Here is a 21,431-nt window from a genome sequence, read left to right on the forward strand (position 1 = left end):
TGCGGGCGTATTGATTCCTGCCCTATACAGGCACAGCTGCCATCTTGATTATTGGTTATTATTATATCGTATTGACTACTTTGCTATGGCCTGCTGACACCATGCCCTGAACAATCGCCAGCAACAACGCCACAAGGATTGCAGTTCCACCGAACGCATAGAAAGCAGCCAGAGGATTCCCTCCCAGGGCTTGCTGAACGACCCCAAACAAAAAGCCGGAAATCGGTTGTGCGATGAAAAAGGATGAAAAATACGCCCCCGTTCCTTTGCCCCGATATTCATAGGTCAGCAAACCAAGCACCCAGGTCATCAACCCGGTCAACATGAAACCGCAGCCGAACTCGTGAATAATCATACCCAGCGTGAGCAGCGGCAAAGTCGACATCGCCGCCATTATAATCAACCCGGCACCGCCCAAAATAAAAGCCAGCACAACAAGCGACTGTACCTTTACTCTGCGTTTACGCAGCTGGTTGAACGTGAACGCCCCCCCAGGCATCGCCACTGACCCAATAGCGCCGATCATACCCGCCGTCGCTGGCGACTTAAAACCGTGTGCCGAGGAAATCACACCGATTTCAATCTGCGGCAACATAAAGACAATGCCACCAGCAATCGTCACTACGCAGATTGCCAGTAGACGAAAGATCGGCAAAGATCCAGAAGCCATGACCACCTCATCCAACTCTTGGCGAGAATGATGCCGCTCCGGCTCCCAGGTGAAGGCCAGAACAGCCAACAAAAACACCACAGCGAGGGCGTAAACCGCATAGGGCATACGCCAGTCATGGCTGGCCAGCGCACCGCCAATCGCAAAAAAAGCTGTAGCGGAAAGCGAGGCAATGCCTGTATTCATTGCAAGGAATTTCTCGCGGTCGAGATCACTGAAGAAATCACCCAACATCGTGATGGACGCCGACATCAAAACCGTCTCGGCAACACCAACCCCCAGTCGGCTGATGATAATATCCGTGAGGTTCGAAAGATAAAGCGGTGCAGTTCCAAATACAGGATAAGCGATCAGGCTGCCAATCAGCAACTTACGCCGGCCAATCCTATCGATAATCATACCTGCGAATGGCGACAGCAAGGCGACGCACAAAGCCGGACACGTCAAGGAAAACACCACGAGCTGCTGAGCACCGTGTACCCCGGCAAAAGCCTGCATCATTGGGGGCACGGCTGGCGCCAGCAGCACCACCGCCATGGTCGAAAGCAAGCCTAATGAGACGAGCAAGATTCCCTGAAGATTTCCTGGCTGCCGATAAACAGCCCGCTTTGGTATATTGGACATAGTTCCCCTATTGGGCGCTTCGCGCCATAACTTGTTATCGTAATCCCAGAAGCACGCTTTCACCGAACGCAAAGAGGCGGAACACCGTTGCACGAAGCAGCTTAGAGAAGTTCTATTCAGTCTCCGGGGACAAGGTTAATCAATTCAATTATAACGCTTTATTTTGCCCCGAATGGACTTCTTGATACTTTACCTAAACCTCTGCGGTCTCGGACATGTTACTCTCCAAAAGGCTCTTGATTATTCTTCTGGCACTATAGTCCCGAAAATTCATATTCTATCAATCAGATTGTAATGGGCCGAACATTTGATGCAATCGAATCATATGCTTTGTTTTACTATCTCTACAAACGCCACCGTATGCGCTAGCATTCCTTGGTCTGTGGTAGCCGCATAAGATATTACCGCACGGAACCTACGAGATTAGAGATAGCGATTGCACCTGAACCGCCCTGGTTTTGGCGGAGGCTGTTTGGTTTAAGTTACAATAGCAACTGAACTGCGGTCCCTGGCCAGCAAGGCCGGCATTGAGCAGCCCCAGCTTTCAACACACGTCATCCACCAGTTGGCCAAAGATAATCTCGCCGAGACGCCGATCGCTAAGGCGACAAATGCGGCGCGCTATCGACGCGACGAGGCTAAGGCCGCACGCGATGCGGAGCGCGCTTTGTTGGCCGGCAAGCACGTGAATGCCTGGAAAGCGAAGCAGCGACAGATGGTCGCGCATGCCTTTGCAGAAGAGGCTCAGCGCCTCTCTGACAGCTTCGACCGCACAACCAAGCGCTGGAGGGTCACGGCTAAGAGCCCGGCCCGCGCCGGCACCGCTCAGCCGTTCCTGGATCAGGTCCACGGCATTCTCAACCGCCTCGGCGTTTCCGTGAAGCGTGACCCAGGTGAGCTCAGCCGAGCCTTGGAAGGCAGCAGCCTCGAGAAATTCCTGACCGGCCAGGCGCATCAGGGCTATCCCATCCAGGTGCCGTCCTTCATGCTGGATCCCAGCTTCAGCAAGCACTATCCCGACCTGTCCGCCTCGGAGTTTGAGGCGACACGGGATGCAATCGCGTCCCTGCTCCATGTCGGGCGCACCCAGGGCGAGATTCAGCTGCAGGGGCGCCGCGAGGATCTGCAGACTGAGGTGGATGCTGCCGAGGACATGATGGAGCACCTGCCTAATGTGGCCGTCAGTGAACGTCTCAACCCAGGCAAAGCCAAGGATCTTGAGGCTGCGGTTTATAATGCCGGCTCCCTCTTCCGCCGCGTGGATGGCGCCATGGTCAAGATGGAACAGCTCTTCCAGGATTATGGCGGGCAGCATGCCCCCGACGCTCGGAGCAATCCGTTTCTGCGTGTCCTCGACCGGCTGAAAGAGGGCCAATACGCCAACGATGACCGCCAGACTGCGATGGCCGAGCGCTATCGCGCATTGAAGGACCAAATGCCGAAAGGCTGGGCCAAGTCCCTCCGCACCAGGATCGAGACGCCCGAACTGCTGGATTTCCGCACCGGCCGGCCGATGCGCATGACCCGGGACGAGCTGATCGGGCTCATGCTGAACATGGGCAATGACAGCAACTTCAAAAAGCTCTTCGAGGGCTACAAATGGTCTCCGCAGGCCGTCGAAGCCGTCGTCTCACGCTTGGCACGGCCAGAGGACGTTACCTTCGTGAACGCAATCCACGGCATCATGCGCGAGATGTTTCCCGATATTGATGCCATGCAGCGCCGCGTAACCGGTGTGGGTATGGGTCGGTTCGAGGATACACCGCGCGACCTGCTGGCTGGGCGGCTTACCGGGGGATACTTCCCGATCGATTATGACCCGGTGCGCGCGCCGACAGAGCGGGCTCGGATGAATGCCGAAGGCGTTTTTGATGAGAATTACCGCTTCGCGACCACCCCGAAGGGCCACACGATCGCCCGTACCGACTATGTCGCACCTCTGCGCCTGGGTACGTCAAATATCAGTCGGGCGATTGGGCAGCAGATTCACGATCTGTCTTTCCGGGAACCCATCCAAGATGCGGTGAAATTCTTCAATCATCCCGCCATTGTCCGGCTGATGAAGGAGAAATCTGGGCCTGAATATCAAGCCTTGGTCACGGATTGGTTGCGCTATGCGGCCAACGCCACGAACACCGATGACCGAGCCCTCTCCTTCATAGACGGCATTTTTCGCCATGTGCGCATCGGCGGTAGCGTGGTTGGAATCGGTTTCCGTGCTTCGACTCTGCTCAAACATGGCTTTTCTGCCCTGGTGAACAGTGTCGGTGAGGTGGGCGGCATTGAGCTGCTGGGTGCCGCCAAGGATCTCTATGGGCCCAGCGGCCCCAAGCTTCGCTCCTGGGTCATGGAGAACTCCGGCGAGCTGCGGCACCGCCAGGAGAACTTGGACCGAGATGCCCGGACACAGTTTTCGGCAATGATGGGCGAGAGCACATGGATCTCAACGATCCAGCATTATGGCTTTTGGCCCGTGGCAATGGCCGACATGGGTTCGGCTATGCCGACCTGGGTGGCCGCTCAACGCAGCGCGATCAATAAGGGGATGTCAGCGGCAGAATCCTTTGCCGAAGCAGATCGCGCGGTGCGTAACGCCCATGGTTCCGGTGCCGCCCTGGATCTGGCAGCCGTGCAGCGGCCTACGGGGCGCTTCTCGGAGCTGATGAAATGCTGGACCATGTTCTATGGCTTCTTCGACCACATGTATAACCGCGGCGTTCGGCAGGTTGCGCGCTCGTCAGTGTCGGGCGTTCAGAACCTGCGGCAGGGTGATTATGTCGGCGCTCGCCGCGATTTCGTGGACGCACTTGGCCGGACGTTCTGGTGTCCGTCGTCGAATGATTTGAGACAATTGGCAGCGTGATTTAACGGAGGTTTTGGCTCACCTATTGGGTTAAAAGTTTAAGCGGCTATTTGGTTATGGCGCAAGCGTCTTTGCTGGACGGTTTGACGCTTGATTTGTTCCCGCTCACGCAGGATGCCCTGGGCCCTGCCATGATAGGCATCGGCTGGCGTAACGTTGCCGAGGCTCTCATGATAGCGGCGGTGGTTGTAATGCTCGATGAAGGCGCCGATTTGGCGTTCAAGATCACCCGGCAGGTAATAGTTTTCGAGCAATATGCGGTTTTTCAACGTCTGATGCCAGCGCTCGATCTTGCCCTGGGTTTGCGGATGACACGGCGCACCACGGATGTGCTCGATATTTCGCCGCCCGAGCCATTTGGCCAGATCGTCGGCGATGTAACACGGCCCGTTATCGGACAGCAGGCGCGGCCTTTGCGCGACTTTAGCTGAGGCACAGCCTGAAGCTTCGAGGGCCTGGTTCAGCGTGTCGGTGACATCCTCGGCCTGCATGGTGGTGCATAGCTTCCAGGCGATCACGTAACGCGAATAATCATCGAGGATGGTTGAGAGATACATCCACCCCCAGCCGATGACTTTCAAATACGTGAAGTCTGTCTGCCAGAGCTGGTTCGGCGCCGTGGTTTTGGTTTTGAATTCATTAGCCGCTTTGACGACGATGAAGGCTGGCGAGGTGATCAGATCGTGCGCCTTGAGCAGCCGGTAGACCGATGCTTCGGAGACGAAATAGCTTTCTGTATCCGTGAACGTCACTGCCAACTCCCGCGGGCTGAGCTCAGGCTTGTCCAAAGCCAGATTGATGATTTTATCGCGCACGTCATCGCCTATGCGGTTCCACACGCGGTCTGGCTTTGAGGGGCGGTCAGCCAGCGCCTCAGGCCCGCCGGCACGATAGTGCTCGTACCAGCGATAAAATGTCGGGCGGGGGATGCCGAGCTGCTCCAGCGTCCGGCGCACCGGTAGGTGAGATTGCTCGACCAGGCGGATGATCTCGAGCTTCTCGGTGGCGCAATACCTCATTCGCGGCCGTCCCCAGCCCCGATCATGCTTTTTTTAAGCAGGCGTAGCTCGAGCGCCTGCTCGGCTACCACCTCCTTGAGGGCCTGGGCTTCATGGCGCAGCGCCTTTACCTCGCCTGAGGTCGCTTCCCGCGCTGTATCGCCCGCCAGGCGGTGCTTGCCCGCTTCAAGGAATTCCTTGGACTAGGAATAATACATACTCTCGGCTATGCCCTCGCGCCGGCATAGCTCGGCGATGCTGTGCTCACCCCGCAGCCCATCCAGCACAATGCGGATTTTATCTTCCGCCGAATAATGCCGCCGGGTCGCACGGCGAATGTCACGCACCACCGCCTCGGCAGGCGGCTTTGAAGTCGAGGATTTCTGGCTCATCTACGCTCCTTCGTCGCTACGATGAGCCAGAAATCCTCCCTTACTCAAGATGCCAAATCTGTCTCATGGGCGCTGACGGGGGACAGTGATAATCTCCATCCACCCCGTCCTTAACGACGACCTTAAGGACGTACTTATGGACGGCACCTCCAAAACCTCAGAAGGCGGCATTCACCGAGCGGAGACAAGTCAGTTCACTGATAGATATCAGTAATGGTATTGTCATATAACATACTAGCTTTTGATAGCTTTGCCTTATCATAACAAGGCTTAGTTAATCGTTTAACACAATCTTCACATTAAGGGAGCGTCTGGGCGTCTTTCTGCTATAGGCTTGTCTTGCAGCAGCCTTTATATGGGCGTCGTCGCTTCACAAGCATTAAGATATGTAGGGCTAAATGAAGAGAGGAAATGGAAATAGCGCACAACTAAAGTCAGTTCATAACCGAGATAACATACACTTAATGTGTATGTTCTGAGATCAGTATAAATTGTTCCAGCAAAAAATAAAACTTTAAAACTATAAAATTTTTGTTTGCCTGAGGATTTGTTGCTTAGGCCTGCGAACGCTGTTGTGTAATGTCGTTTGAAAATCTAACAATAGGTGGAATGATGATAATAAAACGAGTGGTAAGTCAAAAGGGTTTGGCTGTCTTGAGCGTGGTGGCGTTCACTGCCTTGTCTGCGCCGAGTTTTGCGATGACTCTTCCGTCGCCACAAAAAATCGACGCAGGTCCGCTCGGAACGCTCAGTTTAAGTGGTGGTTTCGACGGATTTTTCTACGCTATCTCGGGGGCCGGTACGAATGGCGTGGCAACTAGCATTTTGGGCGATAAGAAATCGACCGGATCGGAAGCGCGTGTTCTTGACCTTAAAGTACAAAAGAACACTGGCCCACTTCAATTTACTGTCGAAGTGAAACCAGACGACTCTCTGTATTTTGGTATAAGCCCTTCTTCTATGAGTGCAAAGGAATTTACGCTCGGGCCGATCTATGCTGCATACGGGACTTGGGCGCCGACGGCATACTTCAATATTTCGGTTGGCCAAGTTTATTCGACAGAAGGATGGGAATCGTCCTCAGACTGGAAGAACGCTAACCTGATCGACTCGCCGCTCTACTACGTTCAGAATTCATCGAGCCGCGGTGTGCAAGCAAACTATACTTATGGCAAGCTCTCCACTACCCTGACGTTCGGAGATGGCTTTGATTCCGGGGTATTCAATACTTTTCAAGAATTGCTGACCTACTCCTTAAATGATAACAATGCGCTATCCTTTTATGGTACCCAGAATGTCGGGACCACAGGGCCGAACACTTTCGCATACGGTCAGGGGAAAACTGGTACCGGATATCCTGGCTACAATGCTGCCTATGTTAACTCCGACATGTATGGTGGCTACTATGACTATACCAACGGAAATTTGAATGTTCTGCCGGAGGTGCAGTATGTGTATTCCAAGCCCAACCATCGGTTAAAGCTTGACAAATTTACCAGCAATTTTGGCGCTGAAGTTATCACCAATTACCAATTTGGCAAAACGCCGTGGTCGATTGGCAGCATGTTGTTCTACTATAAAAACATCGGCCCTGAGGCGTGGTATCTGAACGCGAACTCTGGAGCTGTCGGGATTGGCATCACACCGTCTTGGATTCAAGGTCATCTCTTCGTTCGAGGAGAAGTCGGCCTAATGCATCTCACTGATCTCGGAACCTCTTCTGTTAAGACTCCAGGTGGTTTCGGCGCCAACGGAACTAATCGCAACCAGGTAATGAGCGTTCTTTCGGCAGGCATCGTATTCTAACGCCACTGATTTTAACAAAAGCTTCACATCTAGCCGGTGCAAGCCCGGCTGGATGTATGGGCAAGGTCAACGCGCAGGCCAATGTGTCAACGTCACGTCGGTGGCATCCAGCAGCGTGATATTGATCAAGGAATAAAGAAGTAAGGGATACACAACATGAATGACCTAATCTCAACACCGCGCCGCACTTTTCTTAAATTTGCCGGAGCAGGGCTCAGCACGAGCATACTGCCTAATATAGCCTGGGCTGCTTCTCCCACGCTGCTCAAGGCCGCGCAGCAGGATGGAAGCCTTAATACCATAGCGCTACCTGCGGACTGGGCAAATTACGGTGAAATTATTGAAACCTTCGAAAAAAAATACGGCATCAAAGTTAATAATGAAGCTCCTGACGACAGTTCTGCGCAGGAATTACAGTCGATCCGCTCGCTGAAGCACCAGTCGCGTGGGCCAGATGTGGTCGATGTCGGCCCTGCCTTCGCACTGAACGGCGCTCAGGAGGGGCTATTTCGCCCCTACAAGGTTAGTACGTGGAACAGCATTCCTGCCTCGATGAAAGATCAAAATGGGCTTTGGTACGGCGACTATTTTGGCTTGGTGTCTTTTGGTATCAATCGTTCCGTTTCTAAAGTTGTTCCCCACACATGGGCGGATCTGAAAAAGCCGGAGTTCAAGGGCATGATTGCCCTGAATGGTAGCCCACTCGGGGCAGGGGCCGCGTTTGCCGCCGTGGTAGCGGCGGCGCTGGCGAATGGTGGTTCTCTCGATAACATCATGCCCGGTATTGAATTCTTTGCCGACCTTGCAAGGCGCGGCAATTTCAACCCATCGGCGGCAACCTCGGCTAGTCTGGTTTCTGGTCAGACCCCCGTTGTGATTAACTGGGATTATCTCAACCTCGCTCAGGCGAAGAAGGCACAGGGCATGACGCCAATTACGACGGTCATTCCTATGGACTCGACGCCGTATGGGGCATTCTACTGCCAGGCGATCAGCGCGTTTGCGCCGCATCCGAAGGCGGCAGAGCTTTGGCAGGAGTTCATTTATTCTGATGAAGGGCAACTTCTCTATCTCAAGGGCTTCGCCCATCCGGCACGGTTCTCGGCGATGGCGAAGGCGGGTGCTATTCCGAAATCGTTGATGGCGGAGCTACCACCAGCTAAGCCTTATGGCGAGGCGGTATTCGCAAACGACGCGCAGACCAAAGCGGCGCAACAGGTGCTGGCTGCCAACTGGACAAAGCTCGTTAAGTCGTGAGAGTTCCTTTTAAAGCCACCGAAGGCGGGCTGACGCTCGCCTTCGTCGGGCCACTTATCATTTACGTGATTGCCTTCCTCGTGCTGCCAACACTCATGTTACTAGCAGAGGCTTTTTCTGGCACGCACGGTCCGACATTTAAGTACGTCGCAGCTTTGGGGCGAGGTCAGACGCTGGTAGCATTCCGCAACTCAATCATGCTTTCAGCACTGGCATCACTGGTTGGTGCCGCCTCTGGCGGTGTCTGCGCCTATCTGATACTGCGACCGGATATGCCACGAGGCATACGTTCACTAGTGACCAGTTTTAGCGCGGTAGCTGCAAACTTTGCTGGCGTACCACTAGCCTTTGCTTTCATTGCGACCTTGGGCAGTCTTGGTGTTATTACGATGTGGCTCAAATCGGTTGGTGTCGATCTTTATGGTCTGGGCTTCAGCCTGTATTCACTTCCCGGCCTTGTGCTAGTCTATGCCTATTTCCAAATTCCACTTATGATAATCGTATTTACCCCGCCTTTGGAGGCACTGCGGCGCGAGTGGCGTGAAGCGGCCGAGAATCTTGGGGCTTCGGCATCTGATTACTGGCGTTATGTTGGACTGCCGATTTTATTTCCCTCGGCGCTTTCTGCTTTCATTTTGCTATTTGGAAACGCGTTCTCGGCCTACGCGACACCTTATGCACTCACCTCTGGGATTGTTGCGTTAGTGCCCGTTGAGATTAGCAACGTTCTATCTGGAAACGTAATGGTTTCACAACAGACCGGTGCCGCTCTGGCGCTAGGGATGATCGCGGTAATGGTCGCGGTCATGGGCGTTTATGCGCTCACAGCACGGCAGATTGGCCGTTGGAGGCAGTGATGAGGCATATAATTGGACGACTGCATTCAGAGATGTATCTCGCACTGCTTGGACTGTATTTCTTGGCCCCCCTTTTTGCGACAGGTATGTTCAGCATGTGGGAGGGGGGATCACACTACGGCTTCGCGGCGTATGTGGGGTTATTCCACCAACCCAAGCTTTGGCAAAGCCTTTTTCTCTCCATTCGATTGGCGGTAGAGACGATCTTGCTGGGCCTCGTCGTTCTGGTACCGGCAATATTCTGGCTAAATCTCAGGGCGCCGCGGCTAAGGCCGGTGTTTGACTTTATCTCGGTGCTTCCATTCGTTGTGCCTCCGATTGCGCTCGTCGCCGGTATGACGGCACTCTATACGGGTCCGAATTGGCTTGTGAGCACCCCCAACTACTTGGTGATACCCTACGTGATTCTTGCTCTTCCTTATACCTATCGTACGCTTGATCTTGGAATGCGCGTACTTGACCTTCGCACCATGACAGAGGCATCACAAAGCCTCGGTGCCGGTTGGGGGAGTTTGGTTTTCCGTGTCGTGATGCCGAACCTAAAAACAGCACTGTCGGGTGCGGCATTACTGACAATAGCCATTGTTATGGGAGAGTTTACTTTCGCTAACATCCTGCTATTCAATACATTCGCGGTTTATATAAACTATATTGGACAAACGTCGGCGACACAGGCTGCCGCGCTTACGCTGTTAAGTTTTTTGATTACTTGGTTGGCTATGCTCGGCGTTCTGGCCTCGGGCCGCAGCGGACGTGGTGTGCGAATGGGAGGATCAAGCTGATGTCGTATCTTAAAATAGAGGGGGTGCTGAAGCGGTTTGGCGACAAGACTGTGCTGCCTGGCATCAATCTCGTGCTGAGACAAGGCGAGTTTGTTTCGCTACTCGGTCCTTCTGGCTGCGGTAAGACGACATTGTTGCGCATTGTCGCAGGTTTCGAGCGGCCGGATGCCGGAATGGTGGAGGTCGCCGGTAATAACATTACCGCCTTGCCGGCGGCACGCCGTAATATGGGGATGGTATTCCAGGCATATTCGCTGTTTCCCAATATGACGGCGGAAGAGAATGTTCGCTTTGGGTTGAAGGTGCGGCGTGACGCGCCGGCGACGCAGCGGGCGCGGGCAGCGGAACTGTTGGAACTCGTTGGTCTCGCCGATCATGCCCGGAAATATCCCCACCAACTATCGGGCGGTCAGCAGCAGCGCGTGGCGCTGGCGCGAGCGCTGGCGATCGGCCCGGCACTGCTGCTGCTCGACGAGCCACTTTCGGCACTCGATGCAAAAGTTAGGGTGCAGTTACGAGAGGAGATTCGCCGCATTCAACAGGAAACCGGGGTCACAACGTTATTCGTTACCCATGATCAGGAAGAGGCACTGTCGATTTCGGACAGGGTCGTAGTAATGCAAGAGGGACGGATCGCTCAGGCGGGCACGCCGTCCGAGATTTATGGTGAACCCGCGAACATGTTCGTGGCGCGCTTCGTTGGGGCAGCGGCGGAGCTACGCGGCAGGGTGTGGGACGAGCAAGCCGGGTTGGTGGAATTGGGCGGACGCCCTGTTCCAGCGGCGCGAGCACGCGGGTTGCCGCGAGGTGCGGACGTTCATGTCCTGCTACGTCCGGAGATGGTGCGGCTCTGTCCGCCAGGCGCTGTGCAAGCGTTGCTGGAGGGCGTGGTTGCGTCCAGGGTTTTCTTCGGGGCGTCGACCTCGATCCGCATCGAATTAGATGGCGGTCTTAACCTCACGGCTGCCATGCCGAGTGCTGATGCGGGTTTGGTGGTGCAAGGAAGCCGGGTTGCAGTCTGGTGGGACGAGAAGGCGCCACGCGTGCTGGCAGCAGAATGATCCCTGATGGTTCGATTGAAGCGGCGCTTGCGGCGGCTGATGCGGCTAGGGCCACGATCAGGAGATATTTTCGCGCCGGGCTGGGAGCTGACGATAAGGCGGATGCGAGTCCGGTGACCGCGGCGGACCGGGCGGTGGAGACGGCAATGCGGGTTGCGCTTGAATTGCACACTCCGGGTTTTGGCGTGATCGGCGAGGAATTCGGCGACGACAGGCGGGGGCGGTTTAATTGGGTGATCGATCCTATCGATGGGACGCGCGAATTTATCACGGGGCGCACGAGTTTCGTAACTCTGATTGGCTTGGTCGAGGATGGTGTGCCTGTATTGGGGCTGATTGACCAGCCTGTGACCGGTGAGAGGTGGTTGGCGTCAGGCGGACGGATTGAGTTTAGCGGCCCGTTCGGCGGCGTGCCGGGCTGTCGGCGGCGTGCCGCGCTCGGTGAGGCGGAACTGTCTTGCACAGGTCCGGAATGGTTTGCGCCAGATGAGCGCGCTGCTTTCGAGCGGCTAAGTTGTGCCTGCAAGCGCGTATCCTGGGGCGATAATGCTTATGCAGCGGGGCTGCTTGCGCTTGGCGCAATCGATATCATAGCCGAAGCCGGCCATAAGCCCTGGGACTGGGCCGCGTCTGTTCCGATTGTGGAAGCCGCTGGCGGGGCGATCTGCGATTGGGACGGCCGTCCATTGCGGCTTGATGCGCAAACCGATGGAACTGTGCTCATACTGGGAGATCCGTCCTTACGCGCCGTGGCTCTTTCAATCCTTCGGAGTGATTGCTAGTAAAACTTAGGACATCTCTGAATAAGGTGAGCTTGGCGGGCGTGCTCGACCTATCGCTTAAAGGAGCGCTATAGCGTTGAGATAGTTCTCATCATTGTTGATTTCCACTGAGAAGTGACCCGGGGAGGCCGGATTTTTCCACTGAGAATTGACCCATGTTTGACTGTTTCCCCGTCTGGAAGAGGCGGGGGCGAACGGAGTGTTGGACATGGCGTTTTTGAGCATTATTCGCCGGTGGCATAAGCGTGAGCATGTGCCGATCCGGGAGATTTCCCGGCGGCTTGGGGTGTCGCGGAGTACGCATCCGGTGAATGACGCGGGCCTTAGCTTTTCGGTTTCCGGCGTTCTCTGATGATGTCTTCCAGGTTTTCGATGCCGAAGTCAGAGAATGCTGCGATGCCTTCGCCCTCTGGTCCATAGACCCAGATCAGCCCGTCTTCCGGTTCCATTTCATCGATGATTTGGTTTAGCCACTCCTCGTCCTCTCCGATCTCCTGGGCGACGAGAGCGATGGTCTTGATCGCGTAAATTTTGTTCAGTTGTGTTGTCATGCTGCGCAAGGCTCCGCTGAGGCTTGTGGCCCGGTCCAATTCCAGGGCATCAATTCGTCGAGCCTGTGCGCTGGATGACTGGCGATACGGGCGAGGATATCGGCGAGCCATGCCTGCGGGTCGACGCCGTTCATTTTTGCCGTGGTGATCAGGCTGTACATTGCGGCGGCCCGCTGCCCACCGCGATCGGAACCGGCGAACAGCCAGTTGCGGCGCCCCAGAGCCAAGCTGCGGATGGCCCGTTCCGCCGCGTTGTTGCTCAGGCAAATCCGCCCATCATGCAGGAAGCGGGAGAAGGATGCCCAGCGGGTGAGCATGTAATCCATCGCCTTGGCAACATCGTTATGGCGCGAGAGTTTAGCGCGCTCGATGCGCAGCCAGGTCTCAAGATCAGCAACCAGCACAGCGCTGAATTCCTGACGCACGGCCAACCGTTCAACGGGCGGTTTGCCGTTGATCGCCCGCTCGATTTCGAACAAAGCGTCGATCCGCTGCACCGCAGCCAGCGCCATCGGTGCGATGAAGGCCGGCATGCGGCCCTGCGCCTTGCGCTTGGCGTTCTTCGCGATATCGGCCAGTTCGAAGAATTTCCGGCGCGCGTGCGACCAGCAGGCAGCCTCGATGATGGGCCCGGGCGAGCGGCCGACTTCGTAAAGCTTGTTGTAGCCGCCGTAGGCATCTGCCTGGAGGATACCGCTGTACCGGGCCAGATGGGTCTGTGGATGAATGCCCGCCCGGTCGCGCGAGTAGTAAAATACCGCACAGGGCGGTCCAACGCCACCGAACGGCCGGTCATCACGGACATAGACCCAAGCGCGCGCAATATCGGTCTGGCCCCTTGCCAGCACCGGCACGGTGGTATCATCGCCATGCACGCGCGCGGCCGCGAACACGGTGGCTTCCATGTGCCGGAACACCGGCGCCAGCGCGACACAGGCGGCTCCGACCAGATCGGCCAGGGTCGAGACGCTGAGGGGCACGCCTTCGCGGGCAAATCGTTCGGACTGGCGGTTGAGCGGCTGGTGCTGGCCGAATTTCTCATACGCGATCATCGCCAGCAGGCTGGGGCCGGCGAAGGCGCGCGGGATGACATGGAACGGTGCCGGATTCTGGCTGATCGTCTCGCAATCGCGGCAGGTGAATTTCTCCCGCACATATTGCAGCACCTTGTGCTGGCGCGGTGTGCTCTCCAGCGTCTCGGTCACCGTCTCGCCAAGCTTGGCAAGCCGCTTGCCGCCGCAGCATGCGCAGGCACCGGGCCCCGGCAGAACGATCCGCTCACGCGGCAGATGCTCGGGGAAGGGCTGGCGGGATGGACGCTTGCGTGTGACACCGGCGGCAGAGGTGGTGCTGCCCTTTGCCGCTGCCTGCTCGGCCCTCAGCTCGTCCTCGGTGGCCGTGGCTTCGAGATCCTCAAGCTCAAATTCCATCTGGTCGAGCAGGCGTGCCGTACGTTCCGCCCGCGGGCCATAGATGGTGCGCTTGAGCTTCTCAATTTGAAGCTTCAGATGCGCGATATAGGCCGCGATATCCGACCGCTCAGCCTGGGCCGCGGCGGCATCCGCCCGGGCAACATCAAGTGCCGCCAGCGCCGAGCGGGCAATCTCTTTCAGGGCCTCAATGTCATCGGGCAGTGCGGCGGGAGCGACATCCATATCCTGATAGAATCACAAACCCGCAGCGTCATGCTACAGAATTCAGCGCTCCAGCGACACAAATTCCAACTATCCAGCAGCTTGTGGACGCCAGCTTTGCTGCGGATTGCGCCAATCGATGCCTTCAAGAAGATAACCCATCTGTCCGGGGGAAAGTGCCACGACACCGTCGACGGTGTGCGGCCAGATGAACTTTCCGCGGTCCAGCCGCTTGGCATACAGTGACAGGCCAATACCGTCATGCCAGAGCGCCTTGAGAAGGGATCCGCTGCGACCGCGGAAGAGGTAAACGTCGCCAGCGAACGGATCACGCCCAAGCCCTTCCTGCACCTGTAGTGCCAGCCCGCGCATGCCACGGCGCATATCGGTATGGCCAGACGCCAGCCACACCCGCGCCCCGGAGGCCACCGGAATCATCCGCGCAGCACCGCCATCACTTGGCGCAGCGCGCCCGCTCCGACTTGGTCATCGACCCGCACGCATGTCCCATCCGGCAGGATGATCTCGATCCGGCTCGTGCCAAATTCCGCCGCTCGAGCCGCCGGCGCCGCACATGGCGCGGGCGCGTTCATCGGCTTATCGGCGGATTTTTCTTGGCGCTCGGCGCTCCCCTCGCTTTCCAGCACCCTTATCGGCAGAAATTCGGGCACAACCGGCGCAGGGGCCAATTCACCGCTGCGAACCTGATGCCGCCATGTCCAGAGCTGACCACGAGAAACATCGTGACGCCGGGCCACATGGGCAAACACCGCTCCAGATGCCTCAGCCTCAGCGACAATCCGAAGCTTCTCCTCCAACCGCCAGCGACGCCGGCGCTCAACCCCAGATAAAATCTCCATCCCAAACCGTCCCATGCTCATAATGACGCTCATACAAGCGCCGTTATGAGCGCTCCCTACGAAGCTGCGGCAGGCGGTTTAGACCGGATGGATACTCAGCAGAAAACATTTACACTTTTGGAAGGTCTGCTTCAGAGCATCCATTTAGAGCCCGGGAATGACCGTAAAGGGCGCGTACCGTCCGTCTAATATTTTGGACGATTCGGGCCGTAAACGGTCCGACCGCTTCTCAAGCGAAGAGTGGCGGAAGCGGACATTGCCTGGCCCCCCGCGTAACGGAAGCTATCAACCCGAGGCTGGCAATGCGGCTCCCTTCGTCTGCTATGAGCGGACATTCTGTCGTAACATCATCCCCAAGAACATCCGACCTCGATGCGGCCTGACACCACATGTCCCGACGCGCGTTATGAGCCCACGCATGGATACGGAGGTAGGATGCAGATCGATCCGAAGACATTCCTCAAGGCTTTCGGCGCATGGGCAAAGTAGTTGGCAGGAGGATCCTAGTAGACGGCCCAAGCTAATGTTAGAACCCACCGAGTTAATCACTTCCGCGCCCCCCCTCCGCAGACGCCCTCAGTCTAGGCCGAGGTACTTGAAAAATGCGTGGTTACGTGCTTTTGCGGAGCTTAGAATCTCCCTGAACGACGAAATTTCAATGAATAACCTCCAGTTCGGATCCCACCAGTAGTATGAAGACGTCCCTGCCCTCTGGCTAAATTGGCCAAGCTGGCGCATCACAGCCAAAAGTGACGGGGTGACATCGGCGACAATATGACACGTGAAAGGTGTTTCTTCTGAAATAGTCCGCAGAGGAGTCCCGTCAAACTTCACGGCTTCACGAGAGCGGCGTAACTGATCAACGTAACTTCGCACTTGAGAAATCGGATTGTCGGTGAGAGTATAATCGTCGCGCTTCGGTCGTTTGAATTCGACTATGGTAATGGGCTGATTCGAATCCTCTGTTTGAAAACCGATACTGAGATCGAAAAGCGTTATATCGGGCCGATCCGTCGACGCGTCTTCACCTCCGATCTGCCGGTTCATCCTTTTGTCAGAATTGAAGTAAGTATAAAAGGAGAGGCGATCGTCGAGAAGCCACAGATTGTGCTCCTCATAAGTTAACTCCTGGCTGGTCGTATTGAGCGGGCAAATTATGCCGTGGACCACCTTCTCGTAGTGAGAGGTCATATCCTCAGTATCTTTAAATCGGAGACCTGCCTCAAAAATGTCTAATATCGCTCTACGACGGGCAACGTATTCTGCTAGAGAAGAGGTTGCATCCTCTTTGAGACGTTGCATAAAGTGCTCTGTTTCCTGCGCGACGTTTGGCAAATCTCTATGATAGGACTCGTGGTAACTTCTCTTTCTTCTTTTGTAGTCTCTCAAGCCGGCGCGAGAGAGTTCAACGAAGATCTCCTCTTCACTTTGTGTGGAGAGGTGTAACTTTTCGGCAGTTGCAGGTGCGTGCCGTGCAACGTAAAAGAAACGAGGGTGTTCTCGCCCTATCTCGATAATTCTCGACGCCTGCTTCTCTCGAATTTCACGGATTTCTGGCTCAAGAAATCGCTTTGCCCATTCCTTCGCCACGTTAACAATTGCTGCGACCTCTTCTTCATCCAGAGAAAACGCCGTGCGATTATCATTGACGTTTTCATTCAAAAAATCAGCCTCGACATATCCGAGAAAGGCATACGATCCATTAATCGCCTTAAGTCCAAGTACGCTGTCCAACTCGTGCCGTGACACGGCACGCCCATGTGCACCTAGATAAAGTGCATTAACACTCCTCTCGTCGTCAGAAATGCTCTTTGGTAGCAGAAAACAATGAAGGATAAAGTCAGCGTTAATTCCAGGTACTTGAAACGGGTAATCTCGATCTCTTTCCACCTTCGCGGTGAACGTGTCGAACAAATCTATCGTGTCAATGCCATCAGTCAATGTGATTTCGGGATGCGACATGTTCGTGAAATAAGCAACAAAGTGAGCAACCAAGCGGCTCGCGATTGTGTCTAGCTTCTTCGGAAGTCTAACTGCAAATTCACTTCGAAAAGGGTAGATCTGTATGCTGGCACCGATGTCAGCGACGGATCCAGAAAACTCCTTGTAGTCCGCAAGCGGACTCTCCATATTAAACTTGAATGAGCACCCGGTTGGATGTCCATCTTCATCTAGGAAGCAGCTGATGATAGTTGCTTGCTCTGCGACTTTCAACCAAAGCAGCCTACCCACGCCTTTGCCGCCGATCTTGATTTTCTTTCGACTATCAAACTTTTGGAACGAGACCAAGTTTTCTCGGGTAAAGCCGATCCCGTTATCAACAATTGTAAATCCCGAATATGCCCCTTCACCATCTTTATGCACTGAGACCTTGATGCGTCCCTGAGACAGGTTATCTCGCCCAAAGCGCTCTTCAATCGCATGGATCGAATTCATTACTGCTTCGAAAAGCGGAAAAAGCGCATTTTTTGCATTGGGCGCCAGCGATACGTTTTCGATTCGCCCGATGCTATCGCTAAGCCAGCCTTGAGCCATTTCTCACCACCCTGCCAACAATCATATAACTATCCGGGAGGTATCGTGGTGACAAGAGATTGTCACGGATTTCCCTTTCCGACCGATCCCGCCTTTCTTCATTTTCTTCTGGTTCTTCCACACACCTGACCAGCGGAGAAATCGTTATTCTATGGTGCCCCCAATTCCGAGGCGCCCAGAAAGTCAATTTTCAAACAAGAGTGTCCTGTATCCACTTTTTCCATACCGAAACCAGACAATCTTTTGTCTCCTCCGCCGATGACGGGAGCGACCACAAGTGTCGAGTTCGGAGCAAGCCCTCTGGTGGCCCGGGCGACCGGCTTGGGCGCTAACCAGACAAACGATTATCGCCTGCCGCTATCCTTCTCCCCCGCATATCAAACGGCGCTTTCACAGACGTCACCATCAAAACCGCTTCCTGCTCCGACAGCGCACGGCCATATCCGGCACCGACCGATCCCCCTTCATGGCCAAACACCTTATTCGAGAGCTCATCGCCAATATTCGCGGCCCGTAGCATCTGCCTGAAGCTGTGCCGGAGTGAGTAGAGCACCAGATCCGGGCTCTCAGTGACATGCTTGCTGATATAGCGGTTCAGATATTTCGACCACGCCGCAGCCGTGCGCGGTTTACAGTCAAGTTCCACCAGTCCGCGCCCGGCTTCGGCCTGACGCGACGCCCAATCCAGTATCCCCATTTGGATCAACTCAGGGATCAACGGCACCAAGCGCGGTGCGGCCCGTGTCTTCCTGCCAGATTGCCGCAAATCAAGACACCAGACCTCTCCCACCTGCACCAACGCCGCCGGCGCGGTGGCAATTTCCTCGGTCCGCGCGCCGGTGAAGGCCGCCAGCGCCAGGAACCAGGCCGCGGCCTCATCTTCCTGGGTCAAGCTCGTGCCGGTGAACAGCGGACTGCCGAACAGTCGACGCAATTCGTCCGTTGTAAACGCCCGGCGGCTGTCCACGCCCATCCGCTCGTCACGCGTTTTGTCCCGGCCCTTCACGCCGCCGAAGCGATCATCCTCGACATGTCCCGCTTCAACCGCCCACTCCATGAAATTCTTCACGTGATTCAGCATCCGCACGATGCTGGCATGGCTCAGCTTACCGCCCCGCCCGCTCTCTAAATCCCGCAAACGATCGGCAAACAGTTTCAGATCGCTGCGCCGGATTTCGGCAATGGGCTTATCACCGATAAGCTTGCGCCAGGTTTCGAACGCATGATTATAACTCCAGACCGTCTTGGCGGTCAGCCCCGGCTTGTCAGCCAAAAAGGCTGAGGTGAGGCTGTGCCAGGGCGGCGAGATCTCGACCACCCGCTCTGGCGGCTCATCATAAACAGCGTCTTCCACCTGCATCGGTGTCCTGAACGCATCTCGCCTTGCCACAAATCGCGGCCGCTCGGCCTCTTCATAAGAGACAAACGGTTCAACCTCTTCAAACGTCACCCCGGCGCGCCAGCCCACCTGGACCCTACCGGTCAGCGCCCTGAGCTGGTCCTGGTACTGCGCTTTAAGCGCCTCCATCTCCTTTTCATGCTGGAGGCGCAGCTGGTCCAGGCGCGCATGATAGTCACAGCCCAGACGAAACGCCGCATCCGCGAGAGCATCGGCTCCCGTGGGCGGCATCCCCAAACTGTGCAGCGCGTCTCTCATCCTGAGACACAGCATGTGGAGAAACGGTGAAACCACCAAATATATTTTTGCGGCGCGCAGCTTCGCCTGCGCGGCATCGCGGGTCAGCAGCGAGGCGACCACATGCTCCCGGCCCAAAACAGCCCCCGCCAAAGGCGGCACCCGCAGCCGGAAATAATACCTTTCTCGACGTCTTTCGACGTAGGAACACAACGCCATTTTGTCGTCCCCAGGTGGCACAAGCGTGTGTCACAAACGGGGGACGACATCCAAAATATTTAGCAATATCAATGGCTTGGAAATCATGGCGTCCCCAAGGGGATTCGAACCCCTGTTACCGCCGTGAGAGGGCGGTATATATGGTCCGGCGACGTCCCGCTGTGTTTATAGACTCTTTGAATCCATTGAAAAACAATCCGTCTCTATCTCATTGCGTCCGGCTACGTATAGTGAGTAAATAGTGAGTAAGCCAAGCCCAAGGACTCGCTATGCCCCGAAAAGCCCGCGATGAGAAACTGGATACCCGCTCCGCGCGGCTGCGCCTTGCGCCCCGGCACGCGGCTTATTGGCGAAACATCCAAGAGGGCCGGGCGATCGGCTATCGGCGCGCTTCCGCCGGCCGGGCCGGTCAGTGGCAGGCACGATATCTGGATCGCGACGAGGCCGGAGACCGGGTCTGGCGTTTCACGTCTATAGGAACCGCCGATGATCTCCTGGACGCCGACGGGGGAACGACGCTGAATTTCGCCCAGGCGCAGGAGAAGGCCCGTGAATGGTTTGCCGAGGTCTCGCGCACGAGGGGCAAAGTCGTCGAGCCCATTACGGTCGAGAAGGCCATGACCGCCTACGTTGAGGACTATAAAGCCCGCGGCGGCAGGGACCTCCGAGGGCTGCAGAGCACGATCAACGCCCACATCCTGCCAAAGCTGGGCGACCGGCTTGTGACGGATCTCACCCCTGCCCTCGTTCGGTCCTGGCACCGCGCCCTGGCCACGGCTGCACCCCGCGTCCGGACCAAGAAAGATGCCTCCAAACCTGCCACCCGGGCCGCAAAGCCGGATGACGGTGAAAGCAACCGCCCCAGGCGCGCAACCGCCAATAGGATCCTGACCGTGCTGAAGGCGGCGCTCAACCTGGCCTATGCTGACGGTCACGCTCCCTCGGATGATGCATGGCGCCGGGTTGCTCCGTTCAAAGGCGTGGATGCCGCACGCGTCCGGTTTCTGACCGACGCCGAGGCGACGCGGCTTGTGAACGCCGCTGCCCCAGATTTTCGTCCGATCATCACCGCCGCCCTCCTCACCGGCGCGCGATGGGGAGAACTAGTCCGCTTCCGAGTTGCCGACTTCAGTGCGGAAGCCGGCACCCTGCATGTGGGACGGAGCAAGACCGGCAAAGCGCGCCACATCATGCTGACCGATGAGGGGCGGGCTTTTTTCGCTCAGCTTTGCGTGGGAAAAATAGGCAAAGCCCTCATCCTCCCGCGCCCCGATGGAGATGCATGGGGGCAAAGTGAGCAGCAACGCCCCATGAAAGCTGCCTGCGAAGCGGCCAGCATCACGCCCGCCATCGGCTTCCACATCCTGCGGCACACTCATGCCAGCCGCCTGGCCATGTCAGGCGTGCCTCTTGGGGTCGTGGCTGCCCAGCTTGGGAACAGCGAGGCGATCTGCTCGAAGCATTATGCCCACCTCTGCCCTGGCTATGTGGCGGAGAGCATCCGGGCCGCCTTTGCGCCGCTGGGGATCGTGCAGGAAAGCAATGTCACGCCCATAAAGGCTTAGGGAACATGTACGCTTGACGTACATATATATACGAGGTACATACATACCGTGATCAAAAGTTTTCACGACAAGATCACCGCCGCCCTATTCCAAGGACTTACCCCCAGGGGCGTCGGTTCCGATGTCGTGAGGCGCGCCAAGATGAAGCTTGATCTCTTGGAGGCTGCCGCGACGCTGGACTTCCTGCGCTCCCCGCCGGGCAACCGGCTGGAGGCGCTAAAGGGAGATCGTGCCGGGCAACACTCAATTCGCGTGAACGGCCAATGGCGGATCTGTTTCACTTGGCGCGATGGCGATGCATACGATGTTGAGTTCTGCGACTATCACTGAGGAGGGTGA

16 protein-coding genes and 1 pseudogene are annotated in these 21,431 nt (G+C 56.3%); 9 read left to right on the forward strand and 8 right to left on the reverse strand.

Features of this window, described 5'->3' with window-relative positions; all coding sequences use genetic code 11:
- Positions 1 to 61 precede the first annotated feature (61 nt).
- Positions 62 to 1,294, reverse strand: coding sequence for an MFS transporter (locus tag ACZ46S_RS06520; protein WP_464063823.1), 1,233 nt, complete (start codon positions 1,292 to 1,294; stop codon positions 62 to 64).
- A gap of 565 nt (positions 1,295 to 1,859) precedes the next feature.
- Here ACZ46S_RS06520 and ACZ46S_RS06525 point away from each other — a divergent pair.
- Entirely contained in the window at positions 1,860 to 4,157 is a 2,298-nt protein-coding gene (locus ACZ46S_RS06525) for a hypothetical protein (protein WP_464063824.1), read from the forward strand.
- A gap of 38 nt (positions 4,158 to 4,195) precedes the next feature.
- Here ACZ46S_RS06525 and ACZ46S_RS06530 read toward each other — a convergent pair.
- A pseudogene (locus ACZ46S_RS06530) lies at positions 4,196 to 5,547 on the reverse strand (IS3 family transposase).
- Positions 5,548 to 6,207: 660 nt separating this feature from the next.
- Between ACZ46S_RS06530 and ACZ46S_RS06535 the strand changes: the two are divergent.
- The 6 genes from ACZ46S_RS06535 (at position 6,208) to ACZ46S_RS06560 (ending at position 12,092) form a co-directional block, all read left to right on the forward strand.
- Positions 6,208 to 7,353, forward strand: a complete 1,146-nt coding sequence (locus tag ACZ46S_RS06535) for a porin family protein (RefSeq protein ID WP_464064267.1) — start codon at positions 6,208 to 6,210, stop codon at positions 7,351 to 7,353.
- A gap of 156 nt (positions 7,354 to 7,509) precedes the next feature.
- Entirely contained in the window at positions 7,510 to 8,610 is a 1,101-nt protein-coding gene (locus ACZ46S_RS06540) for an ABC transporter substrate-binding protein (protein ID WP_464063825.1), read from the forward strand.
- Positions 8,607 to 9,467, forward strand: a complete 861-nt coding sequence (locus ACZ46S_RS06545) for an ABC transporter permease (protein WP_464063826.1) — start codon at positions 8,607 to 8,609, stop codon at positions 9,465 to 9,467. The genes ACZ46S_RS06540 and ACZ46S_RS06545 overlap by 4 nt, the downstream gene beginning before the upstream one ends.
- Positions 9,468 to 9,499: 32 nt before the next feature.
- Positions 9,500 to 10,249, forward strand: a complete 750-nt coding sequence (locus tag ACZ46S_RS06550) for an ABC transporter permease (protein WP_464063827.1) — start codon at positions 9,500 to 9,502, stop codon at positions 10,247 to 10,249.
- Positions 10,249 to 11,310, forward strand: coding sequence for an ABC transporter ATP-binding protein (locus ACZ46S_RS06555; protein ID WP_464063828.1), 1,062 nt, complete (start codon positions 10,249 to 10,251; stop codon positions 11,308 to 11,310). The genes ACZ46S_RS06550 and ACZ46S_RS06555 overlap by 1 nt, the downstream gene beginning before the upstream one ends.
- On the forward strand, positions 11,307 to 12,092 hold the full coding sequence (locus ACZ46S_RS06560) for an inositol monophosphatase family protein (RefSeq protein ID WP_464063829.1): 786 nt from the start codon (positions 11,307 to 11,309) through the stop codon (positions 12,090 to 12,092). Before ACZ46S_RS06555 ends, ACZ46S_RS06560 begins: the two co-directional genes overlap by 4 nt.
- Positions 12,093 to 12,415: 323 nt before the next feature.
- Here ACZ46S_RS06560 and ACZ46S_RS06565 read toward each other — a convergent pair whose 3' ends face one another.
- The 6 genes from ACZ46S_RS06565 to ACZ46S_RS06590 form a co-directional block, all read right to left on the reverse strand.
- Positions 12,416 to 12,643 (reverse strand): hypothetical protein, encoded by a 228-nt coding sequence (locus ACZ46S_RS06565; RefSeq protein ID WP_464062722.1) that lies wholly within the window; start codon positions 12,641 to 12,643, stop codon positions 12,416 to 12,418.
- Positions 12,640 to 14,298, reverse strand: a complete 1,659-nt coding sequence (gene tnpC / locus ACZ46S_RS06570) for an IS66 family transposase (RefSeq protein ID WP_464063830.1) — start codon at positions 14,296 to 14,298, stop codon at positions 12,640 to 12,642. The genes ACZ46S_RS06565 and tnpC overlap by 4 nt, the downstream gene beginning before the upstream one ends.
- A gap of 69 nt (positions 14,299 to 14,367) precedes the next feature.
- Entirely contained in the window at positions 14,368 to 14,715 is a 348-nt protein-coding gene (gene tnpB / locus ACZ46S_RS06575) for an IS66 family insertion sequence element accessory protein TnpB (protein ID WP_464062720.1), read from the reverse strand.
- Complete coding sequence (tnpA, locus tag ACZ46S_RS06580) at positions 14,712 to 15,170, reverse strand: IS66-like element accessory protein TnpA (RefSeq protein WP_464062719.1); 459 nt, start codon at positions 15,168 to 15,170, stop codon at positions 14,712 to 14,714. The genes tnpB and tnpA overlap by 4 nt, the downstream gene beginning before the upstream one ends.
- Positions 15,171 to 15,713: 543 nt before the next feature.
- A complete protein-coding gene (locus tag ACZ46S_RS06585; RefSeq protein ID WP_464063831.1) occupies positions 15,714 to 17,672 on the reverse strand; it encodes an ATP-binding protein in 1,959 nt (652 codons plus the stop codon).
- Between the two features lie 328 nt (positions 17,673 to 18,000).
- Positions 18,001 to 19,527, reverse strand: a complete 1,527-nt coding sequence (locus ACZ46S_RS06590; protein WP_464063832.1) for a DUF6538 domain-containing protein — start codon at positions 19,525 to 19,527, stop codon at positions 18,001 to 18,003.
- Between the two features lie 269 nt (positions 19,528 to 19,796).
- On the opposite strand from ACZ46S_RS06590, the gene ACZ46S_RS06595 reads away from it, so the two are divergent.
- Both ACZ46S_RS06595 and ACZ46S_RS06600 read left to right on the forward strand, forming a co-directional pair.
- Entirely contained in the window at positions 19,797 to 21,092 is a 1,296-nt protein-coding gene (locus tag ACZ46S_RS06595) for a tyrosine-type recombinase/integrase (protein ID WP_464063833.1), read from the forward strand.
- Positions 21,093 to 21,140: 48 nt separating this feature from the next.
- The gene (locus ACZ46S_RS06600) at positions 21,141 to 21,422 is read left to right on the forward strand and encodes a type II toxin-antitoxin system RelE/ParE family toxin (protein WP_464063834.1); all 282 of its coding nucleotides are present in this window, start codon (positions 21,141 to 21,143) and stop codon (positions 21,420 to 21,422) included.
- The last annotated feature ends 9 nt before the right edge of the window (positions 21,423 to 21,431 follow it).

The organism is Acidocella aluminiidurans (assembly GCF_055383125.1).

Excerpts from the sequence above, each read along its gene's own strand:
- ACZ46S_RS06540 (WP_464063825.1), top strand. The coding sequence starts at position 7,510 with ATGAATGACCTAATCTCAACACCGCGCCGCACTTTTCTTAAATTTGCC.
- ACZ46S_RS06585 (WP_464063831.1), bottom strand. The coding sequence starts at position 17,672 with ATGGCTCAAGGCTGGCTTAGCGATAGCATCGGGCGAATCGAAAACGTA.
- ACZ46S_RS06520 (WP_464063823.1), bottom strand. The coding sequence starts at position 1,294 with ATGTCCAATATACCAAAGCGGGCTGTTTATCGGCAGCCAGGAAATCTT.
- ACZ46S_RS06590 (WP_464063832.1), bottom strand. The coding sequence starts at position 19,527 with ATGGCGTTGTGTTCCTACGTCGAAAGACGTCGAGAAAGGTATTATTTC.
- tnpA (WP_464062719.1), bottom strand. The coding sequence starts at position 15,170 with ATGAGCGTCATTATGAGCATGGGACGGTTTGGGATGGAGATTTTATCT.
- ACZ46S_RS06555 (WP_464063828.1), top strand. The coding sequence starts at position 10,249 with ATGTCGTATCTTAAAATAGAGGGGGTGCTGAAGCGGTTTGGCGACAAG.
- tnpC (WP_464063830.1), bottom strand. The coding sequence starts at position 14,298 with ATGGATGTCGCTCCCGCCGCACTGCCCGATGACATTGAGGCCCTGAAA.
- tnpB (WP_464062720.1), bottom strand. The coding sequence starts at position 14,715 with ATGATTCCGGTGGCCTCCGGGGCGCGGGTGTGGCTGGCGTCTGGCCAT.
- ACZ46S_RS06565 (WP_464062722.1), bottom strand. The coding sequence starts at position 12,643 with ATGACAACACAACTGAACAAAATTTACGCGATCAAGACCATCGCTCTC.
- ACZ46S_RS06595 (WP_464063833.1), top strand. The coding sequence starts at position 19,797 with ATGCCCCGAAAAGCCCGCGATGAGAAACTGGATACCCGCTCCGCGCGG.
- ACZ46S_RS06550 (WP_464063827.1), top strand. The coding sequence starts at position 9,500 with ATGTATCTCGCACTGCTTGGACTGTATTTCTTGGCCCCCCTTTTTGCG.
- ACZ46S_RS06560 (WP_464063829.1), top strand. The coding sequence starts at position 11,307 with ATGATCCCTGATGGTTCGATTGAAGCGGCGCTTGCGGCGGCTGATGCG.